Genomic DNA, 21,746 nt, shown 5'->3' with positions numbered 1-21,746 from the left:
ATGAGTCAGGCCTATTTCATCGCCGGTACCGATACCGATGTTGGCAAGACCACCATCGCTGCCGGGCTGTTGCATGCGGCACGGTCGCAAGGCTTGAGCACGCTGGGGGCCAAGCCGGTGGCCTCCGGTTGCACGATGACGCCGAAAGGCTTGCGCAACAGCGACGCTCAGGCGCTGATCGATGAAAGCACGATCAAGCTGCCCTACGAGCAGGTCAACCCGTTTGCCTTCGAACCGGCTATCGCACCCCACGTGGCAGCGCGCGAGGTAGGGGTGACGCTTGCCGTGTCGGAGCTGTTGGTAGCGATGCGCAGTGTGTTGCAACAAAATGCCGATTTCACCCTGATCGAGGGGGCAGGTGGCTGGCGCGTGCCATTGTCGGGGCAAGACAACTTGTCCGATCTGGCCATTGCCTTGAAGTTGCCGGTGATCCTGGTGGTGGGAGTACGTCTGGGGTGCATCAGCCACGCCTTGCTCAGCGCCGAGGCGATTGCCCGTGACGGGCTACAGTTGGCGGGATGGGTGGCGAACATCATCGAGCCGCGTACTTCGCGCCTGGAAGAGAACCTGGCCAGCCTGGCCGAGCGTTTGCCGGCGCCTTGCCTGGGGCGGGTGCCCAAATTGAAGCAGGCAAGTGCCGACATGGTGGCTGAACACCTTCAGCTGGATCTACTGGACTAGCGTTTGCAGGCCTGGCCCTTTCGCGGGTAAACCCGCTCCCACAGGTACTGCACAAGTTTCAAAAAATGTGGAGATCCTGTGGGAGCGGGTTTACCCGCGAAGAGGCCAGTGCAGGAATACCCAAGGCCTATCAAATGGCACCAGGCCATTAGGGATTTAAACGGGCCTTTTCGCCTTTGGCCTGCTTTAATTGGGCCTGTTCGTCATCCAGCGTCAATGGAGTCCTGACATGGAAATCACCGGTAGCTCCGCCTATTACGCGGGCCTGAGCGCAATTCAGACCGGCCAGAACCGCGTCGATCAGGCCGCCAGCCAGATCGCCAGCACCACCGCCGAACGTAGCGCCACCAGCCAGTCCAGCGATTTTCAGGCCGAACGCCTGCGCGCGGTCGACCGCAGCCAGCAGATGGACCTGGCCACCAGCACCGTGCAGCTGGCCGTGGGCAAACTTGAAGTCGAACTGGGCGCAAAGGTCGCCAAGGCATCCGACGAAATGCTCGGCCGGATCATCGACACCTACGCCTGACAGGGCGCTCACCCGATTTACACGCAGCCCCTGTGGGAGCGGGTGTGCCCGCGAATGCGTCAGATCAGGTACCTCTACTGCCTGGCCTGACCCTTTCGCGGGCATGCCCGCTCCCGCAGGGGCGTCTTTATTTTTCAAGGCTTGGCATGAATGCCATTTTTCGTGGCGTAAATGGCACCATAGTCCATCCTTGACATAAGGCGGAGCTAAACGTAAGTTTCAAACAACTGTTTGATCGACGGCCGCCAAGTGCGGGTCACCCCCACAGAACTCACCTAGAGGTTCATCGCAATGCCTGATTACAAAGCCCCCTTGCGTGATATCCGCTTCGTTCGCGACGAGCTGCTCGGTTATGAGGCGCATTATCAGAGCCTGCCGGGTTGCCAGGACGCCACGCCCGACATGGTCGACGCGATCCTCGAAGAAGGCGCGAAGTTCTGTGAGCAGGTGCTGTCGCCGCTGAACCGCGTGGGTGACCAGGAAGGCTGCACCTGGAGCGAATCGGGCGTGAAAACCCCTACCGGCTTCAAAGAGGCCTATCAGCAGTTCGTTGAAGGTGGCTGGCCGAGCCTGGCGCATGACGTCGAGCACGGCGGCCAGGGCCTGCCGGAATCGCTGGGCCTGGCCCTGAGCGAAATGGTCGGCGGTTCGAACTGGTCGTGGGGCATGTACCCGGGCCTGTCGCACGGCGCGATGAACACCATCTCTGCGCACGGTACTGCCGAGCAGCAGCACACCTACCTGACCAAGCTGGTATCCGGCGAGTGGACCGGCACCATGTGCCTGACCGAGCCGCACTGCGGTACCGACCTGGGCATGCTGCGCACCAAGGCCGAGCCACAGGCCGACGGCAGCTACAAGGTGTCGGGCACCAAGATCTTCATTTCGGCCGGTGAGCACGACATGGCCGACAACATTGTCCATATCGTCCTGGCCCGCCTGCCGGACGCACCGGCTGGCACCAAAGGCATCTCGCTGTTCATCGTGCCGAAGTTCCTGCCCAACGCCGAAGGCGGTGTGGGCGAGCGCAACGGCGTGAGCTGCGGCTCGATCGAACACAAGATGGGTATCCACGGCAACGCCACCTGCGTGATGAACTTCGACGGCGCTACCGGCTACCTGATCGGCCCGGCCAACAAAGGCCTGAACTGCATGTTCACCTTCATGAACACCGCCCGCCTGGGTACCGCGCTGCAAGGCCTGGCCCATGCCGAAGTAGCGTTCCAGGGTGGCCTGAAGTACGCTCGTGAGCGCCTGCAAATGCGTTCCCTGACCGGCCCGAAAGCACCGGACAAGGCTGCTGACCCGATCATCGTCCACCCGGACGTGCGCCGCATGCTGCTCACCATGAAGGCCTTCGCCGAAGGCAACCGCGCGATGGTGTACTTCACTGCCAAGCAGGTGGACATCGTCAAGTACAGCCAGGATGAAGAAGAGCGCAAGAAGGCCGATGCCCTGCTGGCGTTCCTGACCCCGATCGCCAAGGCGTTCATGACCGAGGTCGGTTTCGAAGCCGCCAACCATGGCGTGCAGATCTACGGTGGCCACGGCTTCATCGCCGAATGGGGCATGGAGCAGAACGTGCGCGACAGCCGCATTTCCATGTTGTACGAAGGCACCACCGGCATCCAGGCCCTGGACCTGCTCGGCCGCAAGGTGCTGATGACCCAGGGCGAAGCGCTGAAGGGCTTTACCAAGATCGTGCACAAGTTCTGCCAGGCGCAGGAAGGCAACGAAGCGGTCAAAGAGTTCGTCGAACCGCTGGCGGCGCTGAACAAGGAATGGGGTGAGCTGACCATGAAAGTCGGTATGGCCGCCATGAAGGACCGCGAAGAAGTGGGTGCGGCCTCGGTCGATTACCTGATGTATTCCGGCTACGCCTGCCTGGCTTACTTCTGGGCCGACATTGCCCGCCTGGCTGCCGAGAAACTGGCTGCCGGCACCAGCGAAGAAGCGTTCTACACCGCCAAGCTGCAGACTGCGCGCTTCTACTTCCAGCGCATCCTGCCGCGTACCCGTACCCACGTGGCGACCATGCTGTCGGGTGCCAACAACCTGATGGCGATGGACGAAGAGCACTTCGGCCTGTCGTACTGATCCTGCCGTTGTAAAGCAAACCCGCCTGCCTTCACCGGCAGGCGGGTTTTTACATTCTGGAAAGCTGAACGCTATCCCCTGTGGGAGCGGCCTTGCGTCGCGAAAGGGTTGCGTAGCAACCCCGGCAATTTCGGCTGTGATACAAAAAGCTGGGGCCGCTTCGCGCCCCTTTCGCGACGCAAGGCCGCTCCCACAATGATCGCGTGCACGCCGGAATTTCCTGTTCATTCCATCCGCATATTCAACTGTTCATGTGCACTGCCGATGAAGTAAGGGCACAATGCCACCATTGATCTGCCGGGTTGGAGATTACCCTTGTTTCGTTTTAACGCTGTTCGCGCGAGCCACTTCCTGCCTTCGCTGATTCTTTTGCTGGCAGGCCTCGCCGCGGCCTATGTGAGAGACCTCAGTGTCTTTTTCACGTCGCTGTTCAATGTCCTGCCAACCTTGGTTTTGCTGCTGGGGGGCGCCTACTGTGCGGTGTACCGTCGCCAGCGCGAGCTATTCCTGATGCTCACGGTGTACATCGCCTACTACCTGCTCGACACTCAGACCGACTTCTACCGTGACCATGGCCGCGTTCGCGAGGACGCGGCGGTGATCTTCCATCTTGTGTGCCTGCTGCTGCCCGCCCTGTTCGGGCTATATGGTGCCTGGCAGGAGCGTACCCACCTGCTGCAGGACCTGGTCGCCCGCGGCGCCGTGCTGTTTGCCGTGGGCAGCGTGGCAGTGGCCCTGGAGCAAAGCTACCCCGAAGCGCTGCTGACCTGGTTGGCGGAAATCCGCTGGCCAACCTTGCATGGCAAGTGGATGAGCCTGATCCAGATGGTCTACCCGCTGTTCCTCGGCGTATTCATCCTGCTGGTGGTGCAATACCTGCGCGCGCCACGGCCGCTGCACGCTGCGCAGGTGATGGGCCTGCTGGGTATCTTCTGGATGCTGCCGCAAACCTTCATCCTGCCGTTCACCCTGAACATCATGTGCAGCCAGGTAATGCTGATGATCGCCGCAGCGGTGGCGCACGAGGCCTACCAGATGGCCTTCCGCGACGAGCTGACCGGCCTGCCTGGGCGCCGTGCGCTGAACGAGCGTATGCAGCGCCTGGGGCGCAACTATGTGATCGCCATGACCGATGTCGATCACTTCAAGAAATTCAACGACACCCACGGCCACGACGTTGGCGACCAGGTGCTGCGCCTGGTTGCCAGCCGCCTGTCCAAGGTCACCGGGGGTGGCCGCGCCTACCGGTATGGCGGCGAGGAATTCGCCCTGGTGTTTGCCGGCAAGACTGCCGAGGAGTGCGTGCCGCATGTGGAAGCTGTGCGCGAAATGATCGCCAACTACGTGATGCACCTGCGAGACCAGCACAACCGCCCGCAGGACGATACCGCCGGGCGCCAGCGACGGGCGGGCAGCAGCGGAGGTACGGTGTCGGTCACCATAAGCATCGGCGTGGCCGAGCGCCAGGCCGATCATCGTGACCCCGAAGCGGTGCTGAAATCCGCCGACCAGGCGCTGTACAGCGCCAAGGGCGCAGGGCGCAATTGTGTCATGGTACATGGGCAACAAGCACAGCGAGGGGCAGTGCGTACAGCGTGACCAGAATTGACTATGCGGTCTGTTGATGACCCTATGTCTCGTAAAAGTTGTTCGGTTACACTGCCTGTAACCCAGTGTCGCGGTTCCCCGAGACCGCCCCGACCCGATTAGCGAGAGGTTGTCATGGCTGAATATAAAGCGCCCCTGCGCGACATGCGCTTCGTACTGAATGAAGTCTTCAACGTGGCTGAGCAGTGGGCGCAGTTGCCCGGGTTGGCCGAGGTTGTCGATGCCGACACGGCCATGGCGGTGCTGGAGGAAGCCGGCAAGGTCACTGCCAGATCCATTGCACCGCTCAGTCGCGCCGCAGATGAAGAGGGCTGCCACTGGGACAACGGCGCGGTGCGTACACCGGCCGGTTTCACCGAGGCCTACAACACCTACGCCGAAGGCGGTTGGGTGGGCGTGGGCGGCGACCCGCTGTTCGGCGGCATGGGCATGCCCAAGGTCATCTCGGCCCAGGTCGAGGAAATGGTCAACGCCTCCAGCTTGTCCTTCGGCCTGTACCCGATGCTGACTGCCGGCGCCTGCCTGTCGATCAATGCCCACGCCAGTGAAGCGCTGAAGAAAAAGTACCTGCCGAACATGTACGCCGGCGTGTGGGCCGGTTCCATGTGCCTCACCGAGCCGCACGCCGGTACCGACCTGGGCATCATCCGCACCAAGGCCGAGCCCCAGGCCGACGGCAGCTACAAGGTCAGCGGCACCAAGATCTTCATCACCGGCGGCGAGCACGACCTGACCGAGAACATCATCCACCTAGTGCTGGCCAAGCTGCCGGATGCACCGGCGGGGCCGAAAGGCATTTCGCTGTTCCTGGTGCCGAAGTTCCTGGTCAATGAAGACGGCAGCCTGGGGGCGCGCAACGCGGCCACCTGTGGTTCGATCGAGCACAAGATGGGTATCCAGGCCTCGGCCACTTGCGTGATGAACTTCGACGAAGCGGTCGGCTATATCGTCGGTGAGCCGAACAAGGGCCTGGCGGCCATGTTCACCATGATGAACTACGAGCGCCTGGGCGTTGGTATCCAGGGCCTGGCTTCGGCCGAGCGCTCCTACCAGAACGCCGTGGAGTACGCCCGCGACCGCCTGCAGAGCCGCGCCCCGACCGGGCCACAAGCCAAGGACAAGGCCGCTGACCCGATCATTGTCCACCCGGATGTGCGCCGCATGCTGCTGACCATGAAGGCGCTGATCGAGGGTGGCCGGGCTTTCTCCAGCTATGTGGCCATGCAGCTGGATAGCGCCAAATACAGCGAAGACGCCGCCGTGCGCAAGCGCAGTGAAGAACTGGTGGCACTGCTGACGCCGGTGGCCAAGGCCTTCCTTACCGACCTGGGCCTTGAGTGCGCGGTGCACGGTCAGCAGGTGTTCGGCGGGCATGGCTACATTCGCGAGTGGGGGCAGGAGCAATTGGTGCGCGATGTGCGCATTACACAGATCTACGAAGGCACCAACGGTATCCAGGCCCTCGACCTGATGGGGCGCAAGGTGGTGGCCAGTGGTGGGGCGTACTACCGGCTGTTCTCCGATGAGATTCGCCAGTTCATTGCTGGTGCGGGTAGCGAACTGAAAGAATTTTCCAAGCCGTTGGAAAACTATCTCGATCAACTCGACGGGCTGACCGAGTGGGTCCTTGAGCAGGCCAAGGGCAACCCGAACGAGATTGGCGCGGCTTCGGTCGAGTACCTGCATGCGTTTGGTTATGTCGCCTATGCCTACATGTGGGCATTGATGGCGCAGGCGGCGCAGGCGGGTGAGGGGGATGAAGCGTTCTATGCGGGCAAGCTGGGTACGGCGCGGTTCTTCTTTGCGCGGTTGCTGCCGCGGGTGGATTCGCTGGTGGCTTCGGTGAAGGCAGGGAGTGAGTCGTTGTACCTGCTGGATGCCGAGCAGTTCTGAGAGACTTTGGGGGCTGCAATGCGGCCCTGCCGTGTAAGCTTTTTCCTACACGACGTGGTGACGTTTCACCACTGTTCTCAGATTGGATCCACGGCTATTCTTACCACATGGACGTTGCGCAGGAAGCGCAAAGGACAGATCACGGATGACGACGAAGGAACACCTGCCAGGATGGCGGGGCGATACGGATGTCACAGGGAAACAGTCTGGAAAACCCCGCTTAGGCGGGGTTTTCTTTGTGCGCGTGTTTTTTCAGCCCAGCACATCCAGCGGTGATGAGCCCAACAGGCGGGCGTCCGTCTCTTCCTCCAGCAGCGTGCGCAGCAGCTCCACAGAGGCTTGCTGGCGCTGGGCATCGCGAAACACCAAGCCAACCTTCAGTGGTACCCGTGGCTCGCTCAACGGCTTCCACAGCAGCCCCTGATCATCCTCGGCGGCTTCCTTGGCCCGCCCCGGCAGGATGGTGGCCAGTGCGGTATGGGCCAGGCTGTCGAGAATCCCCGCCATGTTGTTCATCTCTGCCTGCACCTGCGGCCGACGGCCTTGGCTGGCCAGTTGCGCCTGCCAGATCTGGCGAATCTGGAATTCCTCGCCCAGCATCAACATGGGCAGCTCGGCGGCCTGGCGAATGGACACCTTCTTGAAATCCTTCAGCGGGTGGGTGGACGGGATGACCAGCTGCAGCTCATCTTCGTACAGCAGCAGGCCATGCAGCCCTGGCTGGCGTGGCGGTAGGTAGCTGATACCGATATCCAGGCTGCCGTTGAGCAGGCGCCGTTCGATCTCCAGCCCCGACAATTCGTAGATCTGCACCACAAGGTGTGGCTGTGCCCTGCGCAGCCGTTCGAGCAGCTGCGGCACCAGGCTTGGCCGCACGGTCTGCAGCACGCCAATGGCCAAGGTACGTAGCGACTGGCCCTTGAAGTTGCGCATCGCTTCGTGGGCTCGCTGCAGCCCATCGAGCAGCGGCAGGGCGTGGTTGTACAGGGTATGGGCGGCCAGAGTTGGCAGCAGCCGCTTGTTGCTGCGCTCGAACAGGCTCAGGTCGAGGCTGTGCTCCAGCTGACGGATCTGCTGGGAAAGCGCTGGCTGCGACAGTGAAAGGCGCTCGGCGGCGCGGCCCACGTGGCCTTCTTCATACACCGCGACGAAATAACGCAGTTGGCGGAAATCCATAAGCAACACTTATCGAAAATGCTGGAAAAACGAAATGGTCGAAAACCCTCGTGAGGCCTAGTCTATCGCCGTATTCCAACGGGTTACAGCGATCAGTCAAGCGATTGTTACCCCGAATGAAAAACACTTTTGATAGGCAAGGCAAAATACCGAGTAGCGGCACCCAGACCGCACCGTGGCCGCGCCTGTCGTGATTGGTTGGAGCCCTGATGAACCTGTTCAACCTGCGCCGCCCGGCCCCTGCCGCCGTCGCCGAGCCCAAGCGTGCGCCGGTGATCGTGCCGGAAGCGCCGCAGTTGTCGCGTGAGCGCCTGATGCCCAGCACCGAACGTGCAGCACAGGTGTTCGTGCGTGGCCAGGGCTCCTGGTTGTGGGACAACGAAGGGCATGCCTACCTGGACTTCACTCAGGGTGGTGCAGTCAACAGCCTGGGCCACAGCCCCAGTGTTCTGGTGAAGGCGCTGGGCAATCAGGCCCAGGCGCTGATCAACCCGGGCTCGGGCTTCCACAGCCGTGGCCTGCTGGGGCTGGTCAACCGCCTGTGCCAGAGCACCGGCAGCGACCAGGCCTACCTGCTCAACAGCGGTGCCGAAGCCTGCGAAGGCGCGATCAAGCTGGCGCGCAAGTGGGGCCAGATGCACCGCAACGGCGCCTATCACATCATCACCGCCACCCAGGCCTGTCATGGTCGCAGCCTGGGCGCGTTGTCGGCGTCCGACCCGCTGCCATGCAACCGCTGCGAGCCCGGCCTGCCGGGCTTCAGCAAGGTGCCGTTCAACGACCTGGCGGCGCTGCACGCCGAGGTGGACTCGCGCACCGTGGCGATCATGCTCGAGCCGATCCAGGGCGAGGCGGGTGTCATCCCGGCCACGCAGGAATACCTCAAGGGTGTGGAAACGCTGTGTCGCGAACTTGGCATCCTGCTGATCCTCGACGAGGTGCAGACAGGCATCGGCCGTTGTGGCGCGCTGCTGGCCGAGGAAACCTACGGCGTGCGCGCCGACATCATCACTCTGGGCAAGGGCCTGGGCGGTGGCGTACCGCTGGCGGCCTTGTTGGCCCGGGGCACGGCATGCTGCGCCGAGCCTGGCGAACTGGAAGGCAGCCACCATGGCAACGCGCTGATGTGCGCCGCCGGCCTGGCCGTGCTGGATACCGTGCTGGAGCCTGGTTTTTTCGCCCAGGTGCAGGACAACGGCCGCCACCTGCGTGAAGGCCTGAACCGGCTGGCCGGGCGCTATGGCCAGGGCGAAGTGCGTGGGCAAGGCCTGCTCTGGGCCCTGCAGATGAAAGAAAACCTCGCCCGCGAACTGGTGGCGGCAGCCCTGCACGAAGGCTTGCTGCTCAACGCACCGCAGGCGGATGTGGTGCGTTTTTCGCCAGCGCTCACCGTGAGCAAGGGCAACATCGACGAAATGCTGCTGCGCCTGGCTCGCGCCTTCGCCCGCCTGCATGCCCAGCAGCAGGCCCGCCGCGAAATGCCAGCCTAGCGGCCTGGTGACATCGAGAATTCTACGAACCGTCTGGCGTTCCTGCGCATCGCCCTTGGCCTGTTTCATTCGGCCCGGGGCGTTTTTTTTGCCGGTTGAACCTCTGTGGCGGACGGCTAGTCTCTGATGTAACCCCTTCAGGAGAGACTCGCATGGACTTCATACGCATCATCATCGCCATCATTCTGCCGCCGCTGGGCGTGTTCCTGCAGGTGGGGTTTGGCGGGGCGTTCTGGCTGAATATCCTGCTGACCTTGCTGGGGTACATTCCGGGGATCGTGCATGCGGTGTATATCATCGCCAAGCGTTAAGCCATCTGGGGCTGCTTTGCAGCCCTAGAATCTCAGCCCCCCAACACCCGGCAATAGAATTTCCATTCTTCTTCCAGCGCATGCGCCAGGTTTTCCGCCTTGCGGAACCCGTGCCGCTCCCCGGCATAGAAGTGCCCTTCAGCCTCGATCCCGTTAGCCTGCAACGCCGCCAGCATCGACCGCGTCTGCTCCGGCACCACCACCGCATCCAGTTCGCCCTGGAAGAAAATCACCGGCACCTTGATCTGCCCAGCATGCAGCAGCGGTGTACGCTGGCGATAGCGCTCGGTGTCCTGCAGCGGGTCGCCGATCAGCCAGTCCAGGTAGTCCCCTTCGAACTTGTGGGTGGCCCGGCCCAGGGCAACCGGGTCGCTGACCCCGTACAGGCTGGCGCCGGCACGGAAAACATCATTGAACGCCAGGGCACATAGGGTGGTGTAGCCGCCCGCGCTGCCGCCACGGATGAACGCCTTGTGGCGGTCGATCAACCCCTGTTCGGCCAGGTGATCCACCGCTGCGCAAGCATCGGCCACATCGCTTTCACCCCAGCGCAGGTGCAGGGCCTGGCGGTATTCACGACCATAGCCGGTGCTGCCTCGGTAGTTGAGGTCGGCGACGGCGAAGCCGCGTTGGGTCCAGTACTGGATGCGTGGGTCGAGCACGGGATAACAGGCTGAAGTCGGGCCGCCATGGATGAATACCACCAGCGGCGCGGCCCCTTGCGAGCGGGCGGCCGGGTAGAAGAAACCGTGGGCGCGGTGACCGTCACTGCCGTAGTGGATCGACTGCGGCAGGCTGATATGCCTTGCCGGCAGCACTTCGGCGCCACCAGCCAATACGCTGACCTCGTGGTTGCCGCGGGCGATGGCGATGACCGCCGGAGGGCTGATCGGCGAGGCGGCAATCGCGTACAGGTGTTCGGCATCCATGGCCAGGCTGCGAAAACGCGTGTAGGCGCTGGCGAAACGCTCCAGGCGGCCATCGGCAGTGCGCAGCCCCAGTTGCCCGAAGCCGTCTTCGAACCAGCTGGCCAGATAGCTTTGCGGCCCCAGCGCCAACCAGGTACTGGCGCCCAGTTGCCAAGGTGCCGCAGCGTGGTCCGCGGGCTCGGCAGGCAGGGCCTGCCAGCAGCCATTGATCTCGCCCCAGGGTTGCCAGAAGCCATTGCGGTCGGACAGACAGTAGAGTCGGCCTTCGCTATCGAAGCGCGGCTGCTGCAGCGATTCGTCAGCGCCGGCCACACATTGCGCGGGCCCCCATCCACTTGCATCACGTGTGCGGCACATCAGCCTGGTGAAGGTCCAAGGTTGTGCCGGGCGGTCCCATTCGACCCACGCCAGGCGCTGGCCGTCGGCACTCACCGTAGGCGATGCATAGAAGTCGGCCCCCTCGGCGAGCACTTCGCGGGTTTGTTCACCCAGGGCGACCAAGCGATGCTCGACCCGTTCGCCATGCTGCTCCTCGACCGCCAGCACCAGGCCGTCGTGCCACTGCACATCGCCGTAGCGGCAGCTGGCATCATCGGTCAGGGCGCGCGGTGCTGCGCCTTCCAGGGCCTGGGTATAGACCTGCTGGTCCTTTTCGTTGACGAACAGCAGCCCGTCACCACCCAGGCAGAAACTGCCACCGCCGTATTCGTACACCCGGCTACGCACGCTGAAGCCATCAGGTGTCAGGCAGCGGGCCTGCTGGTGCTGCCAGTGCCAGATGCGACAGGCACCGTCGGCCGGGCGAAACTCGTTCCAGAACAGCCCCGCAGCACTGACCTTGAGTTCGGCGAAGTCGGTGCCGGCGGCAACTGCCTGGGCCGCGCTGAACTCAGCCGCGGACGATGACACGGGAGTTTCGTTCATTGCGGAAGGTCATCTCTTCAATGGTGAGCTGGGCGCTTTCAGCCTCGTCGCGGGCCTTGAGGATGATGCCGTGGTCGGCCGACTTGGCGCACACCGGATCGGCGTTGCTGGCATCGCCGGTGAGCATGAAGGCCTGGCAGCGGCAGCCGCCGAAGTCCTTTTCCTTCTCGTCGCAGGAACGGCAGGGTTCGGGCATCCACTCATAGCCGCGGAAGCGGTTGAAGCCGAACGAGTGGTACCAGATGTGGTGCAGGTCGTGGTCGCGCACATTGGGGAACTGCACCGGCAGCTGGCGCGCGCCGTGGCAGGGCAGGGCGGTGCCGTCCGGGGTGATGGTGAGGAACAGGCTGCCCCAGCCATTCATGCAGGCCTTGGGGCGCTCCTCGTAGTAGTCCGGGGTGACGAAGATCAGCTTGCACGGGTTGCCCTCGGCCTTGAGTCTGTCCCGGTACTCGTTGGTGATGCGTTCGGCCCGTTCCAGCTGCGCGCGGGTCGGCAGCAGGCCCAGCCGGTTGAGGTGGGCCCAGCCGTAGAACTGGCAGGTGGCAAGCTCGACGAAGTCGGCTTCCAGTGCGATGCACAGCTCGATGATGCGGTCGATCTTGTCGATGTTGTGCCGGTGGGTGACGAAGTTGAGCACCATCGGGTAGCCATGGGCCTTCACCGCACGGGCCATTTCCAGCTTTTGCGCAAAGGCCTTCTTCGAGCCGGCCAGCAGGTTGTTGACCTGCTCGTCGCTGGCCTGGAAGCTGATCTGGATGTGGTCCAGGCCGGCCTTCCTGAACTCGGCGATACGCGCTTCGGTCAGGCCGATGCCCGAGGTGATCAGGTTGGTGTAGTAGCCCAGCCGGCGGGCCTCGCCGATCAGTTCGGCGAGGTCCTGGCGTACCAGCGGTTCTCCGCCGGAAAAGCCGATTTGCGCGGCACCCATTTCCCGAGCTTCGGCCATCACCTTGAACCACTGCGCGGTGCTCAGTTCCTGGCCCTGGGCTGCGAAGTCCAGCGGGTTGGAGCAGTACGGGCACTGCAGTGGGCAGCGGTAGGTCAGCTCGGCCAGCAGCCACAGCGGCAGGCCGACTGCGGGCGTGGGCGGTAACTCAGGCGAGGACGATCCAGTGTTCGGCACGGGCCACCTCCATGAACTGCTCGATGTCATCGGCCACTTCCGGGACACCGGGGAACTGTTTTTCGAGTTCGCTGATGATCGCAGCAACGTCGCGTTGGCCGTCGATCAGGCCACCGATCAGGGCCGCGCTGTCGTTGAGCTTGATCATGCCCTCTGGGTACAGCAGCACATGGCCCTTTTGCGCCGGTTCGTACTGGAAGCGGTAGCCGGGGCGCCAGTTCGGCACTTGATTACGGTCGAAACTCATAGGGTGATCCCTTTGTGCCACACACGTTCCTGGGTGACGGAGTGATAGGGCGGGCGGTTCAGCTCGTAGGCCATGCTCATGGCGTCGAGCATGCTCCAGAGAATATCCAGCTTGAACTGCAGTATCTCCAGCATACGCTCCTGGCCCGCGCGGGTGGTGTAGTGCTGCAAGGTAATCGCCAGGCCGTGCTCCACGTCACGCCGGGCCTGGCCCAGGCGGGTGCGGAAGTATTCGTAGCCGGCCGGGTCGATCCACGGGTAGTGCTGCGGCCAGCTGTCCAGGCGCGACTGGTGGATCTGCGGGGCGAACAGCTCGGTCAGCGAGCTGCTGGCCGCTTCCTGCCAACTGGCCCGGCGGGCGAAGTTGACGTAGGCGTCCACGGCAAAGCGCACACCGGGCAGTACCAGTTCCTGAGAGCGCAGCTGGTCAGGGTCCAGGCCCACGGCCTGGCCCAGGCGCAGCCAGGCCTCGATACCACCGTCCTCGCCGGGTGCACCATCGTGGTCGAGCAGGCGCTGGATCCATTCGCGGCGCACTTCGCGGTCCGGGCAGTTGGCCAGGATCGCGGCATCCTTCATCGGGATGTTGACCTGGTAGTAGAAGCGGTTGGCCACCCAGCCCTGGATTTGTTCGCGGGTGGCGCGCCCCTGGTACATCGCCACGTGGTACGGGTGATGAATGTGATAGTAGGCGCCCTTGGCGCGCAGGGCCTGCTCGAATTCGGCAGGGGACATTGGCAGTGCGTCGCTCATTCGGCTGGCTCCTGTATAGCTGAGTCTCGGCTCACCTCGCCCCCTGTGGGAGCGGGCGTGCCCGCGAACACCGGCGAAGCCGGTGCCATACACCGTGTCGGATTTTTCGCGGGCATGCCCGCTCCCACAGGGGGTTGTGTCAACTCGCAGACCTTTTTACAACTCGATACTCATGCCATCGAAGGCCACTTCCACACCCCGGCGCAGCACTTCGGCACGCTCGGGCGAGTCTTCGTCGAGGATCGGGTTGGTGTTGTTGATGTGGATAAGTACCTTGCGCTGGCGCGGGAAGCCATCCAGCACCTCCAGCATGCCGCCGGGGCCGTTCTGCGCCAGGTGGCCCATCTCACGGCCGGTACGGGTGCCCACGCCACGGCGCTGCATTTCATCATCTTCCCACAAGGTGCCATCGACCAGCAGGCAGTCGGCGCCGTGCATCATCGTCAGCAGCTTGTCGTCCACCTGGCCCAGGCCCGGGGCGTAGAACAGCTTGCCGCCGGTGCGGGTGTCCTCGACCAGCAGGCCAAGGTTGTCGCCCGGGTGCGGGTCGAAGCGGTGCGGCGAGTAGGGCGGCGCGGCGCTGCGCAAGGGGAACGGGGTGAAGCGCAGGTTGGGGCAGGCGTCGATCACGAAGCTGCCTTCCAGCTCGATGCGGTTCCACTGCAGGCCGCCGTTCCAGTGGCTGAGCATGTTGAACAGCGGGAAGCCGGTGGTCAGGTCCTGGTGGACCATGTCGGTGCACCACACCTGGTGCGGGCAGCCTTCGCGCAGACTGAGCAGGCCGGTGGTGTGGTCGATCTGGCTGTCCAGCAGGATGATGGCGTTGATGCCGGTGTCGCGCAGGGCACGGGCCGGCTGCATCGGCGCAAAGGCCTGGAGCTGGGCGCGGATATCGGGCGAGGCATTGCACAGCACCCAGTGCACGCCGTCGTCGGACAGGGCGATGGACGACTGGGTGCGTGGCGTGGCACGCAGGGTGCCGTCACGCAAGCCCTTGCAGTTGTCGCAGTTGCAGTTCCACTGTGGAAACCCGCCACCGGCGGCGGAACCGAGAACCTGGATGTACATGGCCACTCTCTCTGCAGAAACCGTAGCGAAAAAACGAAAACGCCCCGGCAGGCCGAGGCGTTGAACCGTAAGCCGGGCTTAGCGGTTGGCGAAGTACATGGTGACTTCGAAGCCGATGCGCAGATCAGTGTATGCAGGTTTGGTCCACATGGAATTACTCCTTCCGGATGAGGGGTGGGTTTGTCAGCTACTACTTGGGTACCGCCATTGGCTGGAGGTTCCCTTGGCTGGGATTGCGCTATCTTACAAGAAAAATTTGTACCGAAAGGTTAATTATTCGAAAACTCCATTGCGGTTTTCGTAACAATCATGGGGTTGAGCCCAGCCAGGAAGCATCTGGTGCGGCAGCGTTGGCCAAGCATAGCCAAGTGGAACCTGTACCGAGCAGGTGGCTCAGCAGGTGGTCCAGATCCGTCTGCCGCGTAGTCAGGATAGACCTGCGCAGCGTATCCAGCCTGCCGGGTTGTGTAGCCAGGTATGTCTGCCACGCCCATTCGGCGACTTCGGCATTACCCATCGCCATTTCATCGAATTGCCCGGCCAGAGCCTGGCGAGCGACAGGGGCGAGGGTAACGCCCTGGCGCAGCAAGGTGAGCAGGTGGTCGAGGATCTGTACCTGGCTGGCGTGAGGCGACTGGACCCCGAACAGAAGGCCGCCGACACCCTCGACCTGACGAAAGGTACTGAATACCGCATAGCCGAGTTGCAATTCTACCCGCAGCCGTTGGTAAACCGGCCCTTGCAGCAACTGCGCGAGTAGGCGGCCAGCGGCTTCCATGGGCGCTGGCAGTGGGCAGAACAGCAGCAGGGCATGCTCACTACCGAGTACTTCGGCATGTTGCCAACGGTGGTTGGCCCAGGCGGGCAGAGGGCCAGGCGCCGAGCCTTGGCCAGGGCACTGCTGCAGCGCGGTGCCCAATGCGTCCAGGGCGGTATCGTCGAAGCCGGCAGCCAGGCCGTGCCAGCTTGCGTGCTGCCACAGGCTGTCGAGATGCGTCTGTGCCAGGGTGCAGGCCGGAGCAGGTGCAGGCGCGGCGCCCAGCACGGCGTCGGGCAGCTGCTTGAGCAGGGCCCGGATGGGGATCAGCGCCGGAGGCTGCGTCGAGCAGGGCAGCCAGCTGCCTGCCGGGGGCTTGCGCATCAATGCCAAGGCCTGTTCCACAGTGCGCAGCACCGCTGCCGGTAGCCCGGCGCAGCGCAGTTGCCAGTATTCGCCAGCGGCACTGAACTGCAACTGCACCGATACGCGCTCGCAGCGCTCCTGCATGGGGTGCAGGGCACGTTCGAGCAGCGCGTGCAGACGCTGGCGCAACGGTGAAGGGACATGCCAGCGCAGGTACAGCGCTGCGTACTGACGAGTGCCAGGCAGCTGATCGCTGACTTTCAGTGCTGCTGGTAGGGGGTGCGGACTGGCATCAGGCAAGTCGGCCAGGAGCAAGGGATCGACGCCGGGCAGTTGCCAGTGCCCATGTTCTCGGCCCGGCAGGCCTTCCAGCAGGGCACGAAGGGCGTGCAAGCCTTGAGTGTCCAAACCGCTGAACGGCTGGCCGGCGCTGTCCCGGCGGGCCAGTTCAAGCGCGCTGGCACTGCGTTCGCGGCTTCGCTGCAGCAGCTCGAATTCGGCACTCAATTGCTCAGGAGCGGCCTGGCGGATGAAGCCGAACCAGCCATGCAACAGGGCATCGGCTTCCTCCGGGCAGGCATCCTCGCTCAGCTTCAGATCAATGTGCCACAGCAACTGCCCGGCGAAGGCATACAGTGCCTCGGCCTTGAAGCCCTGCAGCCAGCCGCGCTGGCGAAGCGCATCCAGCCAGGTGCCCGGGCGGCTATCGCCGAGGCAGGCGATCAGCAACTCAAGGGCCTGCTCGGCACCTGCCGGCAGGTTTTCGTGGCTGAACAGCAGGTGCGTGTCGGTCGTCGATAAGGGCGGCGGCAGAGCTTGTGGCACCCGTTCACTCGTCGCGAACAGCTTGGCATGCTGCCGGCCCAGCAATTCCAGCTCATCCAGCGATTGCGGGCCGCACAGGCTCAGGGCGACCTGGCCGCCTTGGTAGAAACGCTGGTGAAAGCCACAGAGCGCTTGCTGGAAGGCGGGATTCTGCAAGGCCAGGGTGTGCCGGTTACCAGCATGAAAAGCGGCCAATGGATGGCCGGGTGCCGCGGCTTGCAGCAAGGCGAACTGCTGCTGGGCCTGAGGGCTGCGTGACCAGGCAATGAACTCGGCATGGATGACCTCGCGTTCGCGGCGCTGGCGCTCGATGCTCAGGTCTGGCTCGGCCAGCATCTGGCACAGGCGCTCCAGCCCTCCGGCCAAGGCGCTGGGCGGGACCTCGAAGAAAAAGTCGGTGGTGCGCTCGCGGGTGCTGGCATTGACCTGGCCGCCGAGGGCCTGCACGTAGCGCATCAGGCCGTCGTCCAGCGGGAAACGCGAGGTGCCGAGGAAGAACAGGTGCTCCAGGAAGTGGGCCAGGCCGGGCCACCTGGTCGGCGCGTCGTGACTGCCCGCATGTACCCGCAGTGCGGCAGCTGAGCGCTTCAGGCGCGGGGCGTGGCGCAGGGTCAGCTGCAGGCCGTTGGCGAGGGTGAGGTGGCGGGTGGCGTCAGGCATGGGGGCTCCGGTAACTGCTGTCCATGCTAACCCATTTGTTTGCAGGCCCGGTCTCTTCGCGGGCGCGCCCGCTCCCACAGGAATGGCGCAGGTATGAAAGGCAGCGCAGATCCTGTGGGAGCGGGCGTGCCCGCGAAAGGGCCATCAGCCCTTACGCAGATGCAACTCCTGGCGCAAATCGGTGAGGTAAGGAAACGCCCCGCGCCCCTGCACCACCCGCTCATGCTCCAGCTCTGCCAGCAACTGGCACTCGTCCCGCCCGGCCATCGCCAGCAGGCTGCCATCCGGGCCGATGATGCTGCTCTGCCCGCAATACTGGATCTCGCCTTCCGAGCCGCAATAGTTGGCATACACCAGGTAGCACTGGTTCTCCTGCGCCCGCGCCCTCACGGTCACCTGGCAGATGAAGTCGTACGGCGACATGTTCGCCGTCGGCACCAGGATCAGCTCGGCACCGTCCAGCGCCAGGCGCCGGGCATTCTCCGGGAACTCGATGTCGTAGCAGATCAGCAGGCCGACCTTCCAGCCATCCAGCTCCACCACCGGGAAGTGATCGGCACCTGCGCTGAACATCGAGCGGTCCAGCTCGCCGAACAGGTGGGTCTTGCGATAGTTGCCAAGGCTGCGGCCATGCGCATCGATCAGCTGCACACTGTTGTAGATGGCTCCATCATCGCCACGCTCCGGGTAGCCGTAGACGATAGCGATACGGTGCGCCTGGGCGATCTCCACCACCGCCATGGCCGCCGGACCATCGACGGCCTCGGCCAGGCGCTCGACCTGGGGCAGGCCGATGTTGTAGCCGGTCAGGAACATCTCCGGGCACACCAGCAAACTGGCGCCACGTTCGGCCGCCAGTTGCGCCTGGTGGCGCAACCGTTGCAGGTTGCCGGGCACGTCCAGTGGCTTGGGTGCGCCCTGAAACAGAGCGATGCGCATGCTGCCTCCTTGTCTCAGTCCGGCAGGGCGATCGGGCCGATTTCGTCGAACACGTCGCCTGGGCCGGGGTTGTCCGGGTGGGTGCGGCCACCGAAGTGATTCATGATACCCCACACCGCATTCAGCGATGTCTGTACCGCGCCTTCCACCCAGGCCGGCGTCCACGACACATCGTCACCGGCGATGAACATGCCGCGCTGCTCGGCAGGCATGTCCTGCTGCATGAAGTGCGCGTACATGCGCTGGTTGTAGCGGTAGTGCCCAGGCAGCGCGCCCTTGAAGGCGCCAAGGAAGTGCGGGTCGGCCTCCCAGGAAACGGTGATCGGGTCGCCGATGATGTGCCCGGCGATGTCGGTCTTCGGGTAGATCTTCTTCAGTGCGTCCAGGGCCAGTTGCACGCGTTTTTCCACCGGATGCGGCAGCATCTTCAGCGCATCGCTCATCCACGAGTACGACAGGCAGATCACCCCCGGCTTGTCGTTGCCGTTGTCGAACAGGTAGGTGCCACGGGTGAGGCGATCGGTGAGGGTCATGCTCATCAGGTCGCGACCGGTTTCCGGGTCCTTGTCCTTCCAGAACGGCCGGTCGACCATGACGAAGGTCTTCGACGACTGCATGTAGCGGGTGCGGTCCAGGGCCATCCACATCTTTTGCGAGAACAGCGATTCCTCGCAGTCGATCTGGGTGGTCAGCAGCCAGGTCTGGCAGGTGGCGAGCACGGCACTGTAGTGACGGGTGTCGCCCCAGTTGTCGGTGACCGCCAGGCGGCCATCGGCGGCGCGGGCGATGCGCTTGACCCCGGTACGCGGCGCGCCGCCATGCAGCCCGCTCAGGCTGGTGCCTTCCGGCCAATGCACGCAGCGTTCCGGTACATGGCGCCAGATGCCCTGCGGTACCTGCTCCACACCGCCGACCACCAGGTGTTGGTGGTCGTCGCAGTTGGTCATTACCACGCGGAAGATTTCCAGCATCGAGTTGGGGAAGTCCGAGTCCCAGCCGCCGGTGCCGAAGCCGACCTGGCCGAACACTTCGCGGTGCTGGAAGCTCAGCTTGGCGAACGAGCGCGAGGTGGCGACGAAGTCGTAGAACGTGCGGTCGTCCCAAAGCGGTACCAGCTTGTTCCACAGTTCTTTCAGGCGCGGCACGTCACGGTCACGGATGGCTTGCTGGATGTCAGCGAACTGCGCACCGCTTTCCAGGGCATCGGCCCAGGCATCGGCCACTTCGTGGAACAGTTTGGGCAGGTCGGTGGGTTTTTCGGCGTAGTAGGTCTGGCCTTCCAGGTCGATCACCGTGCTGCCCGAGGCCGGGGTCAGCGGGTTGGGGAACGGTTTGGTCTCCAGGCCCAGCTTGTCCACGTAGTGGTAGAAGGCAGTGGACGACACCGGGAAGCGCATGCCACCCAGTTCGGCAATGATCCCGTCGGTGCCGTTGAAGGCTTGCGAGCGTAGCCGGCCGCCCAGCTTGGAGGCTTCGTACACCACCGGCTTGAGGCCCAGCTTCATCAGCTCGTAGGCCGCTACCAGGCCGGCGATACCGGCGCCCACGATTGCCACTTCCTCACCATGGCGCTCGGCCGGGATGCTACCCAGGCCTGCGGGGTGTTCCAGCCAGTCGTCGAAGGCGAAGGGGAAGTCCGGGCCGAAGATGGTGACGGGTTTTTTACCATCGGCTGGGTGGCGGTTTTTCTTGTTCATGAAGTGACCTTGCCAGAGAGGCTGCGCAGCGGGCGGAGCCTGAGTATAGGAGATGCCTGGGGGCCATTTTAGGGGGTGTGATGTTCGTTATTAAGGCGCAGAGTGTTGTCTGAATGGATGTTGTCTCGTCGAAATTAAACATGTTATGTGCATTACGACGAAGCAGGAGATTGAGTAGTCCAGGGATGGAACCGGCCCCTGTGGGAGCGGGTTCACCCGCGAATGCGTCGGTGGATTCACTGCAGCATTCGCGGGTAAACCCGCTCCCACAGGGTCCCGTGTCGTGCTTGCCATGCGGTTGATCAGACAGGGCCTACACCCATGTCGTGAAACAGAGAATTACCCTACGCCCGCTATAGCCTCGGTCTGGCAGCGTGGGAAAGGCTTCATCGTTAACTTCACTGGGTCGCTGCAAATTCGGCGATCGGGCGTGAGAACCCGCTGATCTTTCTGGAGGCGCACTGCTATGGCAGCTGTGCGCGGGCAGGCTTTGCCTGGCCGGGTACACGCCTCCAAGTTCGCCGGTTCTCACCTCGTGCATGGCTGCCACCCAATTCCCGTGAGAAGGATGCGATTGGCCGCCGATCACCCTTGTGATTTGGAGGCTATACCATGACCAAACGCTTACCCGACCAACCCGAAAAACTGAAACCCACCGCAGAAAAAACCTTCTGCAACTGCGAATCCAGCCACCCGTCATTATTCGCCATACGCCCCGGCATCGATGCCGCAGACGCCCTGGTCCACGCCTGCCTGCTGGCCCGTGGTCTCAATCAGATCGCCACTGACTACGCCCAGCACCACGCCCCCGAGCGCAGCCGTGACATCGTCTGGTCGATGCAGCATTCCGCCGAAAGCCTTTCGGCAATTCTGGAAGGCCTGCTCGATGGCCAGGAAGCCTGACCGCCAGCCGAGTTCAGAGCGGCTGCCCGCGGTCCACCTTGCTGCTGAGAATGATCGACGTGGTGGTCTTCTCCACCCCGTCGACACTGCCGATCTGGTCGAGCAGCTGGTCCAGTTGCTCGGGCGAATCCGTACGCAGCCAGGCCACATAGTCGAACTCGCCGCTCACTGCGCACAGCTGCTGCACCTGGCCCATCGCACTCAGGCGGCGCACCACCTCCTTGCCCGAGCGCGGCTGCACCTTGATCCCCACATACGCCTGCAGCCCCCCACCCATCACTCGCTGGCCCAGGCGTACGCCATAGCCGGAGATGACCTTGTTCTTCTCCAGCCGCTCCAGGCGCGAGTTGACGGTGGTGCGGGCGATGCCCAACTGACGGGCGAGGGTGGCGACGCTTTCGCGGGCGTTTATCTGCAGCAGTGCGATCAGCTGGCGATCGATTTCATCCAGCGTGATGGAGCGGGAATCCGACATGGCGAGTCTCTACGGTTGGCCCGCTAGCCTAGCCAGCCTGCGGTAAGCAGGGCAAGGGTAGACAGTTGGCCATGCTGACGCGCCCCCGTTGTAGGAGCGGCCGTGTCGGCCTGGCCCAGGATGTAAACATCGGCCGTAGCTTTTTCATCCGGCAGAACTGCCGAAAAGAAAAAGGCCTACGTTCTGCAACGTAGGCCTTTGAGTTATCTGGTGGGCCCACACGGACTCGAACCGTGGACCAAAGGATTATGAGTCCTCTGCTCTAACCGACTGAGCTATAGGCCCTCAGTAAGTGG

Annotated in this window: 19 protein-coding genes and 1 tRNA gene; 8 read left to right on the top strand and 12 right to left on the bottom strand. The window is 63.4% G+C overall.

Annotation, left to right across the window (positions count from 1 at the left end):
• From bioD to IRZ77_RS11545, 5 genes are all read left to right on the top strand, one after another.
• Complete coding sequence (gene bioD / locus IRZ77_RS11565; RefSeq protein WP_046614440.1) at positions 1 to 681, top strand: dethiobiotin synthase; 681 nt, start codon at positions 1 to 3, stop codon at positions 679 to 681.
• A 229-nt stretch (positions 682 to 910) separates the two neighbouring features.
• Entirely contained in the window at positions 911 to 1,207 is a 297-nt protein-coding gene (locus IRZ77_RS11560) for a hypothetical protein (RefSeq protein ID WP_003258614.1), read from the top strand.
• 291 nt (positions 1,208 to 1,498) lie between these two features.
• On the top strand, positions 1,499 to 3,304 hold the full coding sequence (locus IRZ77_RS11555; RefSeq protein WP_025337435.1) for a phenylacyl-CoA dehydrogenase: 1,806 nt from the start codon (positions 1,499 to 1,501) through the stop codon (positions 3,302 to 3,304).
• Between the two features lie 315 nt (positions 3,305 to 3,619).
• Complete coding sequence (locus IRZ77_RS11550) at positions 3,620 to 4,903, top strand: GGDEF domain-containing protein (RefSeq protein ID WP_046614439.1); 1,284 nt, start codon at positions 3,620 to 3,622, stop codon at positions 4,901 to 4,903.
• Between the two features lie 123 nt (positions 4,904 to 5,026).
• A complete protein-coding gene (locus tag IRZ77_RS11545) occupies positions 5,027 to 6,805 on the top strand; it encodes an acyl-CoA dehydrogenase C-terminal domain-containing protein (protein ID WP_085600072.1) in 1,779 nt (592 codons plus the stop codon).
• A gap of 252 nt (positions 6,806 to 7,057) precedes the next feature.
• Here the strand turns inward: IRZ77_RS11545 and IRZ77_RS11540 are convergent, their stop codons facing one another.
• The gene (locus tag IRZ77_RS11540) at positions 7,058 to 7,981 is read right to left on the bottom strand and encodes a LysR family transcriptional regulator (RefSeq protein ID WP_046614437.1); all 924 of its coding nucleotides are present in this window, start codon (positions 7,979 to 7,981) and stop codon (positions 7,058 to 7,060) included.
• Between the two features lie 209 nt (positions 7,982 to 8,190).
• On the opposite strand from IRZ77_RS11540, the gene IRZ77_RS11535 reads away from it, so the two are divergent.
• Positions 8,191 to 9,471: an aspartate aminotransferase family protein gene (locus IRZ77_RS11535; RefSeq protein ID WP_046614436.1), complete on the top strand. Its 1,281-nt coding sequence runs from the start codon at positions 8,191 to 8,193 to the stop codon at positions 9,469 to 9,471.
• A 152-nt stretch (positions 9,472 to 9,623) separates the two neighbouring features.
• A complete protein-coding gene (locus IRZ77_RS11530) occupies positions 9,624 to 9,782 on the top strand; it encodes a YqaE/Pmp3 family membrane protein (protein WP_009681539.1) in 159 nt (52 codons plus the stop codon).
• A 32-nt stretch (positions 9,783 to 9,814) separates the two neighbouring features.
• Here IRZ77_RS11530 and IRZ77_RS11525 read toward each other — a convergent pair whose 3' ends face one another.
• From IRZ77_RS11525 to IRZ77_RS11485, 9 genes are all read right to left on the bottom strand, one after another.
• A complete protein-coding gene (locus IRZ77_RS11525; protein WP_196173522.1) occupies positions 9,815 to 11,635 on the bottom strand; it encodes a S9 family peptidase in 1,821 nt (606 codons plus the stop codon).
• Positions 11,601 to 12,761 carry a pyrroloquinoline quinone biosynthesis protein PqqE gene (gene pqqE / locus IRZ77_RS11520; RefSeq protein ID WP_108480299.1) on the bottom strand — a complete coding sequence of 387 codons (1,161 nt, stop codon included), beginning with the start codon at positions 12,759 to 12,761 and terminating at the stop codon, positions 11,601 to 11,603. The genes IRZ77_RS11525 and pqqE overlap by 35 nt, the downstream gene beginning before the upstream one ends.
• Entirely contained in the window at positions 12,733 to 13,008 is a 276-nt protein-coding gene (pqqD, locus tag IRZ77_RS11515) for a pyrroloquinoline quinone biosynthesis peptide chaperone PqqD (protein WP_085600078.1), read from the bottom strand. Before pqqD ends, pqqE begins: the two co-directional genes overlap by 29 nt.
• The gene (gene pqqC, locus IRZ77_RS11510; RefSeq protein WP_003255592.1) at positions 13,005 to 13,760 is read right to left on the bottom strand and encodes a pyrroloquinoline-quinone synthase PqqC; all 756 of its coding nucleotides are present in this window, start codon (positions 13,758 to 13,760) and stop codon (positions 13,005 to 13,007) included. Before pqqC ends, pqqD begins: the two co-directional genes overlap by 4 nt.
• A gap of 156 nt (positions 13,761 to 13,916) precedes the next feature.
• On the bottom strand, positions 13,917 to 14,828 hold the full coding sequence (pqqB, locus tag IRZ77_RS11505) for a pyrroloquinoline quinone biosynthesis protein PqqB (protein WP_085600082.1): 912 nt from the start codon (positions 14,826 to 14,828) through the stop codon (positions 13,917 to 13,919).
• Between the two features lie 78 nt (positions 14,829 to 14,906).
• On the bottom strand, positions 14,907 to 14,978 hold the full coding sequence (gene pqqA / locus IRZ77_RS11500) for a pyrroloquinoline quinone precursor peptide PqqA (RefSeq protein WP_003243383.1): 72 nt from the start codon (positions 14,976 to 14,978) through the stop codon (positions 14,907 to 14,909).
• Positions 14,979 to 15,135: 157 nt separating this feature from the next.
• The gene (gene pqqF / locus IRZ77_RS11495) at positions 15,136 to 17,436 is read right to left on the bottom strand and encodes a pyrroloquinoline quinone biosynthesis protein PqqF (protein ID WP_196173520.1); all 2,301 of its coding nucleotides are present in this window, start codon (positions 17,434 to 17,436) and stop codon (positions 15,136 to 15,138) included.
• A gap of 144 nt (positions 17,437 to 17,580) precedes the next feature.
• On the bottom strand, positions 17,581 to 18,375 hold the full coding sequence (locus tag IRZ77_RS11490) for a carbon-nitrogen hydrolase family protein (protein ID WP_085600086.1): 795 nt from the start codon (positions 18,373 to 18,375) through the stop codon (positions 17,581 to 17,583).
• A 14-nt stretch (positions 18,376 to 18,389) separates the two neighbouring features.
• Positions 18,390 to 20,072 carry a flavin monoamine oxidase family protein gene (locus IRZ77_RS11485; RefSeq protein WP_085600088.1) on the bottom strand — a complete coding sequence of 561 codons (1,683 nt, stop codon included), beginning with the start codon at positions 20,070 to 20,072 and terminating at the stop codon, positions 18,390 to 18,392.
• A 612-nt stretch (positions 20,073 to 20,684) separates the two neighbouring features.
• Between IRZ77_RS11485 and IRZ77_RS11480 the strand changes: the two genes are divergently transcribed.
• Positions 20,685 to 20,975: a hypothetical protein gene (locus IRZ77_RS11480; protein ID WP_108480295.1), complete on the top strand. Its 291-nt coding sequence runs from the start codon at positions 20,685 to 20,687 to the stop codon at positions 20,973 to 20,975.
• A 13-nt stretch (positions 20,976 to 20,988) separates the two neighbouring features.
• Here IRZ77_RS11480 and IRZ77_RS11475 read toward each other — a convergent pair whose 3' ends face one another.
• A complete protein-coding gene (locus IRZ77_RS11475) occupies positions 20,989 to 21,450 on the bottom strand; it encodes an Lrp/AsnC family transcriptional regulator (protein WP_015268712.1) in 462 nt (153 codons plus the stop codon).
• Between the two features lie 208 nt (positions 21,451 to 21,658).
• Positions 21,659 to 21,735, bottom strand: a tRNA-Ile gene (locus IRZ77_RS11470).
• Positions 21,736 to 21,746 lie beyond the last annotated feature (11 nt).

This window comes from Pseudomonas pudica (assembly GCF_015680405.1).
Classification (GTDB): Bacteria; Pseudomonadota; Gammaproteobacteria; order Pseudomonadales; family Pseudomonadaceae; genus Aquipseudomonas; species Aquipseudomonas pudica.
Note: the sequence above shows the minus strand (reverse complement) of the source record. Positions and strands in the feature narration are given on the sequence as shown.

What these genes read in the sequence shown, in the direction of transcription:
- bioD (WP_046614440.1), top strand. Translation starts at nt 1, where the DNA reads ATGAGTCAGGCCTATTTCATCGCCGGTACCGATACCGATGTTGGCAAG.
- IRZ77_RS11560 (WP_003258614.1), top strand. Translation starts at nt 911, where the DNA reads ATGGAAATCACCGGTAGCTCCGCCTATTACGCGGGCCTGAGCGCAATT.
- IRZ77_RS11555 (WP_025337435.1), top strand. Translation starts at nt 1,499, where the DNA reads ATGCCTGATTACAAAGCCCCCTTGCGTGATATCCGCTTCGTTCGCGAC.
- IRZ77_RS11545 (WP_085600072.1), top strand. Translation starts at nt 5,027, where the DNA reads ATGGCTGAATATAAAGCGCCCCTGCGCGACATGCGCTTCGTACTGAAT.
- IRZ77_RS11540 (WP_046614437.1), bottom strand. Translation starts at nt 7,981, where the DNA reads ATGGATTTCCGCCAACTGCGTTATTTCGTCGCGGTGTATGAAGAAGGC.
- IRZ77_RS11535 (WP_046614436.1), top strand. Translation starts at nt 8,191, where the DNA reads ATGAACCTGTTCAACCTGCGCCGCCCGGCCCCTGCCGCCGTCGCCGAG.
- IRZ77_RS11530 (WP_009681539.1), top strand. Translation starts at nt 9,624, where the DNA reads ATGGACTTCATACGCATCATCATCGCCATCATTCTGCCGCCGCTGGGC.
- IRZ77_RS11525 (WP_196173522.1), bottom strand. Translation starts at nt 11,635, where the DNA reads ATGAACGAAACTCCCGTGTCATCGTCCGCGGCTGAGTTCAGCGCGGCC.
- pqqD (WP_085600078.1), bottom strand. Translation starts at nt 13,008, where the DNA reads ATGAGTTTCGACCGTAATCAAGTGCCGAACTGGCGCCCCGGCTACCGC.
- pqqC (WP_003255592.1), bottom strand. Translation starts at nt 13,760, where the DNA reads ATGAGCGACGCACTGCCAATGTCCCCTGCCGAATTCGAGCAGGCCCTG.
- pqqB (WP_085600082.1), bottom strand. Translation starts at nt 14,828, where the DNA reads ATGTACATCCAGGTTCTCGGTTCCGCCGCCGGTGGCGGGTTTCCACAG.
- pqqF (WP_196173520.1), bottom strand. Translation starts at nt 17,436, where the DNA reads ATGCCTGACGCCACCCGCCACCTCACCCTCGCCAACGGCCTGCAGCTG.
- IRZ77_RS11490 (WP_085600086.1), bottom strand. Translation starts at nt 18,375, where the DNA reads ATGCGCATCGCTCTGTTTCAGGGCGCACCCAAGCCACTGGACGTGCCC.
- IRZ77_RS11485 (WP_085600088.1), bottom strand. Translation starts at nt 20,072, where the DNA reads ATGAACAAGAAAAACCGCCACCCAGCCGATGGTAAAAAACCCGTCACC.
- IRZ77_RS11480 (WP_108480295.1), top strand. Translation starts at nt 20,685, where the DNA reads ATGACCAAACGCTTACCCGACCAACCCGAAAAACTGAAACCCACCGCA.
- IRZ77_RS11475 (WP_015268712.1), bottom strand. Translation starts at nt 21,450, where the DNA reads ATGTCGGATTCCCGCTCCATCACGCTGGATGAAATCGATCGCCAGCTG.